10 protein-coding genes, 1 pseudogene and 2 CRISPR repeat arrays (1 of these 13 running past the window's edge) are annotated in these 15,774 nt (G+C 48.1%); of the genes and pseudogenes, 2 read left to right on the top strand and 9 right to left on the bottom strand.

Annotation, left to right across the window (positions count from 1 at the left end; genetic code table 11):
• A CRISPR array of direct repeats spans positions 1 to 2,609; the repeat unit is 32 nt; unit sequence GTCGCATCCTACGCGGATGCGTGGATTGAAAT (it extends 2,151 nt beyond the left edge of the window).
• 81 nt (positions 2,610 to 2,690) lie between these two features.
• Positions 2,691 to 3,123: direct repeats of the CRISPR family, unit length 32 nt; unit sequence GTCGCATCCTACGCGGATGCGTGGATTGAAAT.
• 54 nt (positions 3,124 to 3,177) lie between these two features.
• From tnpC to BA6348_RS24975, 4 genes are all read right to left on the bottom strand, one after another.
• On the bottom strand, positions 3,178 to 4,755 hold the full coding sequence (gene tnpC / locus BA6348_RS24995; RefSeq protein ID WP_129552146.1) for an IS66 family transposase: 1,578 nt from the start codon (positions 4,753 to 4,755) through the stop codon (positions 3,178 to 3,180).
• Positions 4,756 to 4,813: 58 nt separating this feature from the next.
• A complete protein-coding gene (gene tnpB / locus BA6348_RS24990) occupies positions 4,814 to 5,170 on the bottom strand; it encodes an IS66 family insertion sequence element accessory protein TnpB (protein WP_122953521.1) in 357 nt (118 codons plus the stop codon).
• Positions 5,164 to 5,487 (bottom strand): IS66 family insertion sequence element accessory protein TnpA, encoded by a 324-nt coding sequence (gene tnpA / locus BA6348_RS24985; protein WP_005837493.1) that lies wholly within the window; start codon positions 5,485 to 5,487, stop codon positions 5,164 to 5,166. Before tnpA ends, tnpB begins: the two co-directional genes overlap by 7 nt.
• A 409-nt stretch (positions 5,488 to 5,896) precedes the next feature.
• On the bottom strand, positions 5,897 to 7,183 hold the full coding sequence (locus BA6348_RS24975) for an IS110 family RNA-guided transposase (protein WP_174768841.1): 1,287 nt from the start codon (positions 7,181 to 7,183) through the stop codon (positions 5,897 to 5,899).
• A 200-nt stretch (positions 7,184 to 7,383) separates the two neighbouring features.
• On the opposite strand from BA6348_RS24975, the pseudogene BA6348_RS28150 reads away from it, so the two are divergent.
• Positions 7,384 to 8,406 (top strand): annotated as a pseudogene (locus BA6348_RS28150) (IS3 family transposase); the annotation flags it as partial.
• A 718-nt stretch (positions 8,407 to 9,124) separates the two neighbouring features.
• Here the strand turns inward: BA6348_RS28150 and BA6348_RS24965 are convergent.
• The 5 genes from BA6348_RS24965 to BA6348_RS27560 form a co-directional block, all read right to left on the bottom strand.
• Complete coding sequence (locus BA6348_RS24965) at positions 9,125 to 9,664, bottom strand: hypothetical protein (protein WP_235694662.1); 540 nt, start codon at positions 9,662 to 9,664, stop codon at positions 9,125 to 9,127.
• 22 nt (positions 9,665 to 9,686) lie between these two features.
• Positions 9,687 to 11,342 (bottom strand): stalk domain-containing protein, encoded by a 1,656-nt coding sequence (locus BA6348_RS24960; protein WP_241752972.1) that lies wholly within the window; start codon positions 11,340 to 11,342, stop codon positions 9,687 to 9,689.
• A 444-nt stretch (positions 11,343 to 11,786) separates the two neighbouring features.
• On the bottom strand, positions 11,787 to 11,927 hold the full coding sequence (locus BA6348_RS24955) for an aspartyl-phosphate phosphatase Spo0E family protein (protein WP_081414809.1): 141 nt from the start codon (positions 11,925 to 11,927) through the stop codon (positions 11,787 to 11,789).
• Positions 11,928 to 12,552: 625 nt separating this feature from the next.
• Complete coding sequence (locus BA6348_RS24950; RefSeq protein WP_241752898.1) at positions 12,553 to 13,449, bottom strand: DNA-binding protein; 897 nt, start codon at positions 13,447 to 13,449, stop codon at positions 12,553 to 12,555.
• The gene (locus BA6348_RS27560) at positions 13,428 to 13,799 is read right to left on the bottom strand and encodes a helix-turn-helix domain-containing protein (protein WP_241752897.1); all 372 of its coding nucleotides are present in this window, start codon (positions 13,797 to 13,799) and stop codon (positions 13,428 to 13,430) included. The genes BA6348_RS24950 and BA6348_RS27560 overlap by 22 nt, the downstream gene beginning before the upstream one ends.
• A 1,430-nt stretch (positions 13,800 to 15,229) precedes the next feature.
• Between BA6348_RS27560 and BA6348_RS24945 the strand changes: the two genes are divergently transcribed.
• On the top strand, positions 15,230 to 15,721 hold the full coding sequence (locus tag BA6348_RS24945) for a GNAT family N-acetyltransferase (protein ID WP_025845192.1): 492 nt from the start codon (positions 15,230 to 15,232) through the stop codon (positions 15,719 to 15,721).
• Positions 15,722 to 15,774: the final 53 nt, after the last annotated feature.

The raw sequence follows: 15,774 nt of genomic DNA, 5'->3' as shown, positions 1-15,774 counted from the left end.
GCGTGGATTGAAATCTCCCCGCCGCCGCCAGCAGCACAATTACCCCAACTAGTCGCATCCTACGCGGATGCGTGGATTGAAATCCGATGTGGTAGTTCTCCCAAAGACAAAAATAGCGTCGCATCCTACGCGGATGCGTGGATTGAAATGCCATTGCAAAAACTTTGGAATAAGTTTTTTACGTCGCATCCTACGCGGATGCGTGGATTGAAATTCCCCTTTATAAAAATAAAAAGCCCGCGCTTGGCGGTCGCATCCTACGCGGATGCGTGGATTGAAATATAGACTCGGACTTGTAGCCTGCTTTGAGGCGAGTCGCATCCTACGCGGATGCGTGGATTGAAATTGACCAGCCCGTCGAAGGGTACTTCTGCACATTGTCGCATCCTACGCGGATGCGTGGATTGAAATAGATTCCCACTCAATACCTACTCCGTAGATGTGACGTCGCATCCTACGCGGATGCGTGGATTGAAATACCGGAGTTTACGGCTACGATGGAGTACCAACTAGTCGCATCCTACGCGGATGCGTGGATTGAAATACCTTTTCAAAAGAGGACGACGCACTAATCATGAGTCGCATCCTACGCGGATGCGTGGATTGAAATTACGGCTGCAGCAACCATCCGAATTGTGATTTTAGTCGCATCCTACGCGGATGCGTGGATTGAAATAGAGACAATCGGCGCTCCATCTGCATCGTATCGGCGTCGCATCCTACGCGGATGCGTGGATTGAAATACCGGAGAGAACCTGGGGATGGCCGGGAAAACCAGTCGCATCCTACGCGGATGCGTGGATTGAAATATTTGGGTGAGGAGGAAAAAGGTGATGAGTTAGATGGTCGCATCCTACGCGGATGCGTGGATTGAAATGCATGAGGGCGGCAGCTCGCGCTCGATCCGCGCGTCGCATCCTACGCGGATGCGTGGATTGAAATAACGACTGGTACGAGAGTGGAGGTAAGGACATGATGTCGCATCCTACGCGGATGCGTGGATTGAAATTATAATTATGTTTTTTAAAGGCTTATTTGTTGCTGTCGCATCCTACGCGGATGCGTGGATTGAAATCATGTCTCGTAAGCATGCTGCTTGATCTCGTCGCTGTCGCATCCTACGCGGATGCGTGGATTGAAATCTCCTGATAATGGTCGGGCAGCGGTCGAAGGGCCTCGTCGCATCCTACGCGGATGCGTGGATTGAAATCGTCAAATCCGCGCACAACCGTAATGACGTCGCCGTGTCGCATCCTACGCGGATGCGTGGATTGAAATGCCGACCATCCGCTTGATCGCGCCCTGCTCCATCGTCGCATCCTACGCGGATGCGTGGATTGAAATCGGGAGCTGGCGGAGGAGTTGGCGCCGTTTACCGTCGCATCCTACGCGGATGCGTGGATTGAAATGATCGGTGTTTACCGGGTAAAGGCGATCCTTCGCAGTCGCATCCTACGCGGATGCGTGGATTGAAATTGAAAAACTCCATGGTTAGAGCCTCCCTTTGATTAGTCGCATCCTACGCGGATGCGTGGATTGAAATGCGGATACGGCAACGACACAGAGAGCACGACAAGCGTCGCATCCTACGCGGATGCGTGGATTGAAATCCTCTTTGCCATGTAACCTCATCCCCCTTTATAGTCGCATCCTACGCGGATGCGTGGATTGAAATGCACTGTGTCTTTGTTTATTGGAGATGGCGGCAAGAGTCGCATCCTACGCGGATGCGTGGATTGAAATCCGGAAGAGACGCTGGAGATCATGGAGCAGATTGAGTCGCATCCTACGCGGATGCGTGGATTGAAATCATAGCCATTGCCGAGGGAGAGCGATGGTTGGGCGTCGCATCCTACGCGGATGCGTGGATTGAAATCCCCAGCAAGTTAAAATTCGCGTCGATTATTCGGTCGCATCCTACGCGGATGCGTGGATTGAAATTCCGGGGACAATCAAACAACTGTTCAACTTTTCCGTCGCATCCTACGCGGATGCGTGGATTGAAATATCGAAACTGTAGGGCATCGCTCGCTCATCTTGTGGTCGCATCCTACGCGGATGCGTGGATTGAAATCAATATGGTTGCCAGCTTGGCGGATGGCGCAAAAAGTCGCATCCTACGCGGATGCGTGGATTGAAATAACCGTCGTTTCTTCGAGCTGGCAAGCACGAGCGAGTCGCATCCTACGCGGATGCGTGGATTGAAATTAAAATACTCGGCGAACTCGTCCGCCGTGTAAAAAGTCGCATCCTACGCGGATGCGTGGATTGAAATACTCGGCGTCAGAGCCTGTGGGCTGTTAAACGTGTGTCGCATCCTACGCGGATGCGTGGATTGAAATTACCAGTTTTACACCGGCGAGATCGTGAACGGTAGTCGCATCCTACGCGGATGCGTGGATTGAAATTGTAGGCGATATGAAGAAGTGAATGGTGAACTAGCGTCGCATCCTACGCGGATGCGTGGATTGAAATTGTTTTTCGGACTGTTTCTTTGTTTATTGGTGATGGGTCGCATCCTACGCGGATGCGTGGATTGAAATACATAACCGTGATCGCGATAAGTTCCGCACCCACGTCGCATCCTACGCGGATGCGTGGATTGAAATAAATTGCGCCTGGTAAACTGGTGCAATAACGCCGTCGCATCCTACGCGGATGCGTGGATTGAAATTGCTCCAAGTACGCAAAGTCGCATCCTACGCGGATGCGTGGATTGAAATCTGATCGTTCGACGTTCACGGGATACCGCAATTACGTCGCATCCTACGCGGATGCGTGGATTGAAATTTTTGAGGTTTTTGTGTGTACTGGTGATAGTAAAAGTCGCATCCTACGCGGATGCGTGGATTGAAATAGGTAAAACGCCCCGTCGTCGTGTGGAACCTCCAGTCGCATCCTACGCGGATGCGTGGATTGAAATCATCTGCTGCATCAATCGTTTTATGTGCTCGATGTAGTCGCATCCTACGCGGATGCGTGGATTGAAATTTATCGATCTGTGGGGGGATCATCTTGAAGTTGGCGTCGCATCCTACGCGGATGCGTGGATTGAAATTGCGGGGCGACGGGAAACAAAGGTCCAGACGGAGTCGCATCCTACGCGGATGCGTGGATTGAGTAAGCGTCAAATAGCCCCCACCTTGTTGCCAAGATGAGGGCTGGTCTATGCTGGGGTCAAGAGTTGAACACGTTGCAAGTTAGCGGTAACCACGGCGACCAAGGCAGCAAACTATCCAGGGTTTCTGGATTTTTCAGATCGGGAAGCTGTGGGAGTTGTTCGAATAGGTACGTCAAGTACTTGAACGGGTTCAGTCCATTCTCCTTTGCTGTTTCGATGACACTGTAGATGATTGCGCTCGCCTTTGCACCGCGAGGCGTATTGGCGAACAGCCAATTCTTTCGTCCGATCACAAACGGCTTCATCGACCGCTCGCTGCGGTTGTTGTCAATCTCGAGCCGCCCATCCTGCAAAAACGCCGTCAGCTTGTCCCACTGATTCAGGCTGTAGGCAATCGCCTGCCCCAGCAGACTTTTGGGAAGCGTTCGGGGGCGTTGCTGACGCAACCATGCCAAATAAGCGTCCAAAATGGGCTTGCTTCGCTCCATTCGGACGGTATAGCGTTCCTCTGGTGTCACGTCCTTCAGTTCCCGTTCAATGGCAAAGAGCTGGTTGCAGAACTGAAGCCCTTGCTGAGCTGCTGTTTCGTTTTTGTCTTGGGAGGCGGGCAGCGCCTTCAACGCCTCGTCAAACTTGCGACGCGCATGTGCCCAGCATCCAACGAGGGTGACATCCTTCACCTTGTGGTAACCGGCATAGCCGTCCACGTGAAGATAGCCGCCAAACCCCGTCAGAAAGTTCCGGGGATGCTCACCGCCGCGCGTTGTCCGGTAATCGTAGAGCACGATGGGCGGACCCATGCGGCCTGTCCGGTACAACCACAAATAGGACTGCGTCTCTGCGGATCGGCCAGGCTCGCGCAATACCTGCAGCGTCGTTTCGTCGGCGTGCAGAATATCCTGGTTCAGCAGATGCTCCCGCATGCGGTCTGTCAGCAGGGAGAGCCACTGCTCTGCCCCGTAGATCATCCAATTCGCCAGCGTCTGCCGCGAGATCGTCAGACCCATGCGGGCAAACTGTTGCTCCTGTCTGTACAACGGTTGGCTGTCCACGTACTTCTGCGTCATGACATACGCCATACTCGAAGGAGAAGAGAGGCTTCCGGGGTAGACAGGCTCTGGCATCGGAGCCGTGACGATGGGTGTGCGAATTTCCTCTCGTTCACAGCGGCGGCAAGCATACACCTGGCGAACATGACGCACGACTTTCACTTCTGCCGGGATGACCGTGATTTCGTTACGGGTCTCGGTACTCATCTCGTGGAGAGGACCTCCGCAGCATGCGCAAACTTGCTCCGTTTTCGGCAGTTCATAGAGGACCGTTTCCACGGGGAACTGGTCCAGCTTGGATTTGCGGCCAGCAGACTTTTTACGGCTGTACGTAACCGTTTCTACATCCGGTTCCTGAGCGGCAGGAGTCGCCAGCATCTCGGCTTCGTTGAACAGGTTCAGCTCCAGTTGATCCGGATGCGTCTTCTCGCTGGAGGCACCGAAACGTTTTTGCTGGGCCAGTCGGAACTGCTCCTCGTACCATTTGAGTTTGGCCATGAGCTCGGCGTTTTGCTGCTCCAGTTCGAGGCAACGGTCCTGCAGATGTTCCATTGTAATGTGGGGCGTTTCACTTGTTTTTTTCATACTTGTTTGATTCGACAACTGAGCAGGAATATCCTGTGCCCTTGTTTGGAAAATAGGCTCAAATGACTGTGCGGGCCGTCACCTCCGGATGTTCTTGGTGTTGTTCAAGTGACAACCCATCGAGCAGCCAGCGCAGCTCACGTCGGGTCATTTTCATCGGCGCAGCGCTCGCATCTGTCGGCCAGCGGAACTTGCCACGCTCCAACCGACGGTAGTAGAGCCAGAATCCGTTATGCTCCCAATAAAGGATTTTCAGTTTGTCTCGCTGTCTGTTGCAAAAGACAAACAGCGCAGATGAAAACGGATCGAGATGAAATCCCTCCTTGACCAGGACAGCGAGTCCGTCAATGGACTTGCGCATATCCGTGCTGCCGCAAGCGAGGTACACCCGATCTGCCTGAATCTCGCTTAACATAAGGTTTTCAACACCTTGACCACATCCGCAAGCAGGGATGGATCAAAGCCGGATCTGATCTCAATGCTTGCCGAACCAACTTTCACAAGCAAGGGCGATGCTGTGTCGGATGTCGATTCTTTCACTTGAAGGGGAACCCACTGCGGTTTGTTGGTTGCTTGTTTTGGCTCATCTTCCCCTTTCAATTTCCGCATCCAATACCAAAGCTGGCGCGGCGTAACCTGATGACGTTCGCACCAGGTCGCGACGCGCTCTCCACTAGCCCGGTAGTCATTGATTCGGGTGCTCCATACCTCTCGAAGCTCCGCTTGCGTCATAAAAAAACCTCCCACTATAAAGTAATGTTTTCTCCTGTTTTCTCGCTCATTCTCTGTTTTTTAACTTTGACATCTTAAAGCTCTTGTCGGAAGATTGAAGGAGATACAAATATTTCTGTAAGGGCTGTGGCGGGAATAGAGCCTGCAATCACCAGTTTCCAGACTGTGGATAAAAAGGTATGATCGCACAGTGGATCTCCACATCCGCCCTCGGGGTTTACCCTCCCATGTCACGCTGGGTCTATGCCCTTACATTCCTTCGTTCTACCTCTCAAGGGGTGGAGGCCGATTCTAGCTCCTCGACTGGGTCGTTGCCCTTATGGATTATAATTCTTCGGCTTCTCCGGTGCTTCCGTTGTCATGGTTGTACACATGTGAATAAGCGAGATGACAGGTTTGTTGATAAGCTTTATGCAGCACTTTGTTGTAGCTGGGCTTGTCGAATCGGCCCCAATACTTCGTTTGCGTTATACTCTTTCTGCTTTGTCCCCAGTGCATAGAGGACGCGAACCAGTTTTCCACATAAGGCGATAATCGATTGCTTCTTCTTGAGCGGATTTTGACTACGCGTTGTATAATACTCGTGGAGCGCTTTAAACTCTTTGTTTTTGGCTACCATCGGCAGCATGCAGCGGAACAAGATGCCTCTTAGGCGAGAGCGCCCCCGCTTGCTGATTCCGGTCTTTCCCTTACGTTTTCCAGAGCTGTTCTCCGTCAGATTCAGCCCAGCCAGACGGATGATCTGCTGTCCATGGTCGTAGTTGTTCAGATCGCCAACCTCCGCCAAGAAGCCGGCGACGGTCAGAATGCCAATCCCTGGGATGCTCAGCATTTGCTTCGTTCCGGGGATCTTCTCCAGAATCTGCAGGACTTCCGTCATAATGCTTTCTTCTTGCTTGCAGTACAGATCGTACTGCTGCAGCAAGGCGGCAAGCTCGATTCGGGCAGCTGTCAGCCCCTCGGTAAGCCCGATAGAGACCGTAGCGGCAGCATAGAGCTGCTCCGCTCTCTTGATGCCCACCCCACGCTTGATTTCCGTCTTCCAATGTGTGAGAACGCCTCTGGCGCCTATCGAGACAATCTCCTCTGGAGTGGGAAACTGGCGCATGGTCATCAGTGATGCCTTGCCTTCCCAGTCCTTAAACACTTGTGGATACTCCGGAAAGTAGCGGTCAAACCAGTTTGTAATCCGAGCTTTCACTTGATTCAAGCTCACCATGACCTTCTCCCGAAAATTCATCAGAATGCGTAGCTCTGCATATTCCTTGGTCGGCAAATTGGGCTCTGAATATTTCCCGCTCCGAATCAGGTCGGCAATGACCTTCGCATCCTTGTAGTCGCTCTTGGTCTGCGAGTTGTCCTCAAGTTCTTTGCTCTTGTTCACATGGTGCGGATTCACGACGACGCCCCTGATGTCTTGCTCCTTCAAAAATGCCGCTAACGGGAACCAGTAGTGTCCGGTAGGCTCGATGCCAAATACGATGTCGGTTTTCTCATGTATCCGGCCAAGCTCCTTCATCCACGCAGCCAGTTTCGTTAGCCCCTCCTGATCGTTGTGGAACACACATTCTTTCCCAAGCTCAATGCCTCGGAAATCCACGGCTCGAGCTACATGAATCTTTTTGGCGATGTCCGCGCCAACAACCAGTGTTTTTTCGGTAATTCGTGTAATCCGTTGATTCTGTTTCTGTTTCAGCTTATACTTCATGTAGAGCGTCCTCCTTTTCATTAGGGCAGTGTGAATGTGACCATTCCAAGACCCAGCATACAGGAGGCGCTTTTTTCTTTCAAAGCTCAAATTTCTTCATTACAGGAATGGCTCCTCGTATCGTTCTGAGGAAGATTATCTCACGGGACATTTCTGATTCGTAGGTGTGCTGGATTTGACGCTTACCTGAATTCAAGCAAGACGGCAATCAAGCCTTTCCAGGCAGTGGACAACTGAAGCCGGAAGACAAAGCCCTACGCGACCTTCAAAAGCGAATTCGTGATCTGGAAGAGGAGAACGAAATCTTAAAAAAGGCGATGCACTACTTCGCAAAAGACCGGCGCTGATCTACCCTTTCATCCACGATCACCGCTCCAAGCTCCGAGTCGCGAAGATGTGCGAGGTGTTTCAAGTTTCTCGAAGCGGTTATTACGATTGGACCCGGCGTAAGAAGAACGATCGGGCGAAGCGTCGAGAAAAGCTGGAGCAACAAATCCGGCGGGTCTTCCTGGATTCGAGACGTTTGTACGGCAGTAAGAAGGTCTTGGAAGCACTGAAAAAGGAAGGGGGTTCAGGTTTCCGAGAAAACCGTCGCTCGTACGATGAAAAGGCTCGGGCTGAAATCCCGTACGGTGAAGAAATACAAGGCGACAACGAATTCGAAGCACCATTTGCCTGTGGCCGAAAACGTGCTAAACCAAACGTTCACCGCAAACGCGCCGGGGAAGGCCTGGATGACGGATATCACTTATATCCCGACAGACGAAGGCTGGTTGTATTTAGCCAGTGTGATGGACTTGTATACGCGTAAGATCGTAGGCTTTCACATGGGGGAGCGGATGACAAAAGAACTCGTGATCGCCGCGCTAGATCAAGCCTACAACCGCCAGCGACCAGCTCCGGGGCTTTTACACCACTCTGATCGCGGCAGCCAGTATGCCTCGACTGAGTACCAGAAGCGTCTGGAGAAATACCAGATGATCGGAAGCATGAGCCGCAAAGGAAACTGTTACGATAACGCCTGCATCGAGTCTTTCCACAGCGTACTGAAGAAAGAACTCGTTTATCTGGAAAAATTCAAAACGAGAGAACAAGCGAAAAGAGCGATATTTGAGTATATCACTTGCTTTTATAATGGAAAACGCATCCATTCATCCATTGGGTACTTCACGCCCAATCAATACGAACATATGTACCGATGTGTGGTGTAATTCTCTCGATTTTATGTGTCCAATCTATTGACAGTGGTTCATTTCGTTAGGAAACGAGGGAGCAATCTTACAAAAATGAGGCAAATGATTTATTATAGTCGTGAGAGCACATGATTATACTCTTGAAAGTGAATACTAATGGTAGGATACAGCCGGAAAGCAAGTGGAGAAAAAGTGTTTTCGAGGATGAAGCCTGTTTTTGGACAAAAAGATAATCCTCGAAAAAAGAGAGGAATGTTGAAGGCTTTGACTACAAGCAAAGCCTTGGCATGACTGGGTTTGTTCACGCCGACCAAGGTCGGTTACATTGAGGACCCGAGGAACGAGGGGACTGAAACGGTTGCTGTTGATACGTCATTGTCGATAGCAGCTCATAGTTACATTGAGGACCCGAGAAAAGAGGGACTGAAACAACCGCATTCTTGATGATCGGGCCAATTTTACGTATCATTACCTTCATTTTTTAACGAAAACCTAATTTTGCAAAAGGCTCAATGATACATCCACTGCTTTTTTCTCGAACGCAGCGTCAAGAGTTCCCCAGACCTTTTCTATAAGAAAACCCCTCATAGTAGACAGAAAAAGCAAGCATGTACTCTGTCTACTATGAGGGAGCATATCATGGACGGGTGGTTATGAATTTATAGTATGTTTATCAGTCGAGAAGGAATTTTTTGGAAACCAAGGTTTTGGTGCAGAGACTCGCATAATTCTGTATTTACTTTTTTACAATATGATGACGGAATAACTCATCTCGGGCAGGCACTTCCCGATTCGCTCGGCGATAAGCGTCAGCGATCATTTCACAATAGTGGTCAAACCACTCGCGGTTTATTTGGCAACGGGTAAGCCCCTGATAGATTGGATGATTTGTGATGTCAGGGTTTATCTTCTTTAACTCTTCCAAATAGGCATGGAGTGAGGCTACCAATTCTTTTTTGAAAGTATGATAAGGAACCGGTGCTTCATAATGGGCCACCAAATCCTCAAAAATAAAGTAATCAAGGACGAATTGCTCATCTTTCAATTCAAAATAGTAGGTGCCAACCGAATCTGGATTCTCCATCTTGATCTTGACACCCCTTGATTCCATGAGATAAAGCAGACTAAAAAACTCATCCAAGGCATCAACTGCCCGAAAGAAGGAAAACACAAACTCGTTTCCATTCCATGTGCACGTAATATCTACTTTTCCTTTAAAAAACTCAAAAAATTTCCCTTGTTCAAGCCGTTCCTGCTTCTCGATTTGAAAATGCATCTTCAAGTTAAAGCAGCCTCCTTTACAATCTTCCTTCTCGCACTTTCGATCCACTCAATGGATATGCAGTCGTTATCGTTCCTAAATTATGATTGACGACAATTCTCAATGATTTAATACCGTGCTTTTCTTGTGAAAATGTAATATCGTAGACATCATTCAAGTCGTAAGTTCCAGCATTATTTCTCATAAATTCCTGTGCGGTAGGTTTGTTCACCTTATTCAGTTGATCCATAATCAAATTCATGATGTCTCTCTCAGACATGGCGGAAGGGAAGATGGTTTTGCCTCTAGGGAGACGATTTGGGTCGCCTACGTGTAAATCCTTAATATGTTTCCAACCCCAGTTGCTATTCCCTTCAAACAAGACAGCTTTTTTGGATTCAGCCAAAGCTTCCCCGACATTGCTACCGAGATTGGCCATTCGAAGTACATGTTCCCCATCACCGCCAAATCTCGTCAAAAGGGCTGCGACAGCAGGGATTTTTAAAGCTTTACCAGTTGGAAGCAAAGAGGCGGCAGCTACTGTTTTCTCTGTGTTGCTGGCTTTGGGATCGAATAGGGTTTTCACATCGGAAAAGGCAAATTCAACCGCCATTTCACCCAAAGCGGCAAAGATAAAGCTTCCCGTTCGATTTTCCCAATCATCGAATGTAGATGTATTAATTTCTAACGTTCCTTTCCTCTGATCCCATTCTACATCCGTATCAGGCAATTTGTTTAGGAAAGAAGAAACGCGCACCACATCTTTGTGATCGAAGTTTTCCAGTTTGACGTCATATTTTTTCACCTTATGATTTTCATTAATCTCTAAGGAGCCTCTTTGAAGGTTGTATTTTACCCGTGTATCTCCTTTAGTCCCAATCAAGGTGGTTCCTTCATATTTGGTCTGATAGCCAGCCGCCCAAAGCAATTCTTGTGGCGTCGCATATAAATTATGGTCCCGAACCATTAAACTGTTAATTTTGACCTGATTTCCGTTTACCTCTGTTTGATTAATCGAGCTGTTAATAACTACCGAGTTTCCCTTTGGGTTTGAAGTGACTTTGACCGCATACAATCGACTAATTACATCATCCGAAACATAGGTCGTTCCATTTTTAATTTCAGCAGCACCGATTGTAATACTCCTTTCACTGTCACCGTCCTTCGAATATGTACCAGCGTAGGTGGTTTGTCCACTGCTAATTCTGAGTTTAACATAACTACCACCTTCCCCTTTTAAGGTGATTTTTGCAAACCCATTCCCCTGTTCATAAGAGACTCGCCCGCCAAGCTCCTCTAGCACAGCCTTGATTGCCACCATGTTCATTCCGTCTTTTTTATATCCATCGACGTTAGAATTACCAGCGGATATGTTTCTGCCGTTCACTGTAACATCTATACTATTAGAACTTGCACTGTACGCCGTAACTCCTGCTACTTTACTTCCAGAAGCGGATGAAATGGACGGGCTATAGGATGTTGTAGACGTTGTTGAGCGGTTTGCAAAAGAACACTGTTCGTAAGCCTGTTGTGCAGCCAGACTAATTTGAACGGAGTCACTTTTTGGTTTGGGTGTCGCAGTGGCTAATTCTTTAGGAGGAGGGGATGTTTTGGGTGGAGTAGTAACTTTTGCAGTTTGATCCGTATTGCTTCTACTAGGTGTGTAATCGCGAATAGAGATGTTCTTTACCATTATGTTCACTCCTGAAATAACTTGTTAAACACATATAGAATATAGGAATGAATACCATAATTGTAAATTATTTTTTGTTTACAAATTTCGACAATTCTTGTCGCAGTAAATTCGTATATAGTTGCATGTTTTACTTAATGTTCACGATATGAGCATAAGTTCCGTCTTGAGTGCGAGTAACATGAGAAGGCAACTACAAAGAGCCGTAGAGCAGCAGAACGATATCCAGAGCATCTGCTTGGGCATCGACGTTCAGACGACAAAGCGCACTTTATGGCCGCTGGAGATCGCGTGTGATTGATTGAAGGCATATTGCCTCGTAAGGCGGACGCCGCGTGTGTTCCTACCCGCCTCTACATGTAAAGCCGCTCATGTTGCCATCCGCCTGTTAAAAACCCATTTACTCAAAAAAATTTACATTCCCGAGAAATCGTGTAACCGCTATCATTTTGGATTCATACTGCTTTGAAACTGGACAATATATTCATCCAGACGCTGGCTCAGAATTACAACCTCTATATGGTCCAATCCTTTTTCCTGAACGAGTTTAACAAGTTGTCTTCGTAATTCTTCGATGATATTCAATAGGTCTTCTGTGAACGCTCACCAAAATGTTGACCACTTTGCTCATCATAAAGTTACCCACCTGACAGTTTGAGCACACGTCATCATTTTCACACCTAATTGCAAATGTTTTTACTGAGCCAAGGATCGTCAAGGGCTTGCGTAGCAAGGGGTTTACCCTTTATCCTTGACGATCCTTGGTGCAGGAAATAAAATGCTACTTTGTGTGAAAAAAAGCATCGTAGGTGGTCAACTCGAAGATGAGCGTTTGCTCCAAAAATGGTCAACTTTTTGATTAGCATTCACAGTCTTCTTCATTTTTCCTTTTTTTGTTCACTTGAATCATACACCTGTCTTTATGGAGAGATTAAAAGTGATTTGTTCCAGTTTAATCGGGAAAAGATCTGGTTAATCGGAAATTTCTCGGTGATACCTTCCTTTTTGTGTAAGGGAAGGGCAATTCTACTATACAGCACTCTCCAAAAAATTCGGTTTAGAGAAAATAAGGAAATATAAAAGCCAGCACGTTTACACAAATGCTGGCTTTTATCTCAGGCTATTTCGTTTTTGAACTGCCAAGCAAAGCAAGTACTGCTTTGCGGAGTGGTTTGGACACGTCGCAGAGGACCGATACATTAACCAAAATCTAGCACAAGTCGGCAAGGTCCATGCAGCATAAAATTTCGTCGAGTGCTTTGTTCATGCGGCCGCGCTTCAATTCATATGCGATTTTAAAATACCGGAAGTTATAATGTCTTCCCTTATTAATCTGATCCTGATGTTCATAAAAGCGTTCGATTTCCGCAGAATACCGCTCTAAAACATGATCGATAGAAAGGTCGAATTTGCTGGCAGCTTCCATGATCGTCAAAAGTCCGGCTGGTATTTCCGCAGGGTGTTTGTCTAAAAAATCCAAATACTCGGGCAAGACTTGGGTATCCCCCATCAGTAAATCATACGTGTACATATTGGCTTTTGCCCACGTCTTGAACTTCTCTACCTCCATTCGCCCTGTATCATCAAGGAGTTCAAACCAGTCAAGGTCAGCATAGCCCTGCACATACTTTTTCGCTTCACCATACAGCCCTTGCATCTGCAAGGCAGCTCCTTTCAGCAGAAAGCCTTGACCGTAATACACAACCAGATGACGCTCGGTCTTGAGCGGCTCACACGTCTTGGCGTTTTTCCGTTTGCGCCATTCATGCTCGTAAACCTTCGAGGCCAGTAAGCGGAGCTCGTCTGCATACTTTTCCATATCGCTCCACCTTTGCAAAACAAAAGATACATTCGCCAACTGAAGCAACCCGTCCAACTGATAATTTTCTGGCAGGCGATTTCGATAAGGTTCAAATCGGATGACGGCTTTCCAGTTGTCTTCGGCATTCGCTCCTAGCGTTGCACGAAACAATCTGTACTGACTGAGCGAAAAGCGTTCTGAATGGCTATCCTTTTCATTTTCAATCACGAGCTGGTAAAAAGGAATGGATTCCTTGCGCTTCCCCGCTTCAAAGAGGCGTTCTCCTACTGAAAAGAGGATATCCACATTTTTTGCTCATCCAGCAGTTTAGAAACGATCGGTTGAATGCAATCCTGCCGCCCAATCTCAGCACACCGGATCAAATACGGGATCACCCTCGGCCGCGAGACTCTTTCTTTGGCAAAGCACTCGTCGGGGTACAATTCATACAGCCATCCGGGAGGCTGTTCAAATGCGGTAGCCAAGGCATCCAACTGTCTTATCGTCATCGCGCGATTGCCCCGTAAAATATCGCTGAGATGCCCGTGATTGATTCCCGACAGCGCACTGAGTTTGCTTAGGGTGTAGCCGTATTGCTTTTGGATTTTTTCTATCTCTGACCGCAACGAACGTTGCAACGGTTCTTGCAGCCTCATAGAATACCTCCTAATCGAAAAAGTTTTGCGTGGGCGAATTTTGTTTCTGGTAAATATTGAGAAATCCAAATTCCACTTTAGTTTACTGTACAGTGCTGGTCAAGGGAAACTGGCATCTCGGTAACGAGAAGTTTTTTAACCAGGCTGCGAGTGGTATGGCACTGAGCTTGAGGGGAAAAGTCCCGATGGGGTCTTGTTTCTCCAAGAGCAATAGATACGCAGATGAGAGTGAGCAAGAAAGAATCTGAGGAAACAGGAAGAACCTTCGGCGCCATGCTGGGCGATGGGGATGTCTGCCGAAAGGGAAGATGAGAAGTGAGGTGCGTCTTTTTGTGGACAAAAGATATTTTGTCGTGATTTCGGCAGGAAACGAGGGAGAGGTATTATAAAAATGTGGCAAATGATTTATTATAGTCGTGAGAGCACATGATTATACCCCTGCAAGTGAATACTAATGATAGGACTCAGCCGGAAAATAAATGGAGAGAAAGTGTTTTCGAGGATGGGGCCTGTTTTTGGACAGAAAGGTAATCCTCGAAAAAAGTGCGGAATGTTGAGGACTTTGACTACAAGCAAAGCCTTGGCATTACTGAGTTTGTTCATGCCGACCAAGGTCGGTTACATTGAGGACCCGAGGAACGAGGGGACTGAAACGGATCAGAGAAATACGTATTGTTATCACGAACCGGAGTTACATTGAGGACCCGAGGAACGAGGGGACTGAAACACGCTGCAAACTCAGGGTAAAAACCGATGAGGTCACGTTACATTAAGACCCCGAGAAACAAAGGGACTGAAACCGCTCTAACACAGACTGTTCTGCTTTTTTCGTTTCTGTACATTACGAACCCGAACACGAGTGAACTGCCACAACGAACCAAGTTCTTGCGACAAAATGGCAACTGCCTAGAACACCCTAAACCCACAAAATAAGCCTACGAAAAAATTAAACTCATACTGAACAAACCGCAAAGCCCAACATTAAAAAATCCGCCCAACCAAAACCCCAGTCCCGAAACGAGGTGACCAAATGTTCGGCACGTTTGCCCTTAACTTTATAGTGGCTTACTTTATTTACGACGACCCCAGCATCCTGAAGCCTTTCGTGCACTCCGTTTTGATTCTGGCTTTGATCGTCCTCGTGGATCTATTTAAGAAAAAACAAAGAGCCACGCGCTGACTTTCAAGAAGGCAGTATGGAGCGCTAAAACAACTGGAAAGTAAGCAAAATGCCCTAATTCACACTTTTACAATTGTCGTATTTTGGGAAATATCCCGGACTGATCCAAATATAGGGAGCGAACCGTTACTATCCGTAAGACCATCCCCCATACACCCCACCCTCATTCCTACAACTACGCTATATCTATCTGTAATGACAAACGTACGTTCCTATGCTACTATAAAAATAAAAAGCAGGTGCTCCCCCAATGAACAAACCCGTCCACGTTAAATTGACGCACTATTCTCCCGCTCACTTGCCAGCGCTGCGCTCGTTTGAACTCCCCGAAGAACAGGGACAGTTTACATCATTGCCTGTCGAGACTCTCGCGGTAACAGAAGGCCAATACCCGATTGTGATTGTAAGCGAAAAGGAACCCGTAGGCTTCTTCTTGCTCCATTCGACGGAGCGGGTAAAGGAGTATTCCGCGAACCCCGACGCGATGCTGCTCACTTCCTTTTCCATTAACCATGCACAACAAGGCAAAGGCTATGCAAAGCAAGGAATGCTTCTCTTGCCGACATTTATCCGTACCGAGTTTCCTGCCTGTACGGAAATTGTTTTGGCAGTGAACCATAAAAACATCCCTGCCCAGCGGCTGTATGTGGCAGCGGGCTTTGCAGATACCGGGCGCAGAAGAATGGGGCCGCTCGGCGAGCAATTTGTTTTCTGTTTGCCGCTGCCAAATGACCCGCAATAATCGCTAGCTACGCTATACGCTACTACAGCGCCAGCAGACAGCGGAGCTGCACA

This window comes from Brevibacillus agri (assembly GCF_004117055.1).
Lineage (GTDB): Bacteria > Bacillota > Bacilli > Brevibacillales > Brevibacillaceae > Brevibacillus > Brevibacillus agri.
This window is presented reverse-complemented; position numbering and strand designations above follow the sequence as displayed.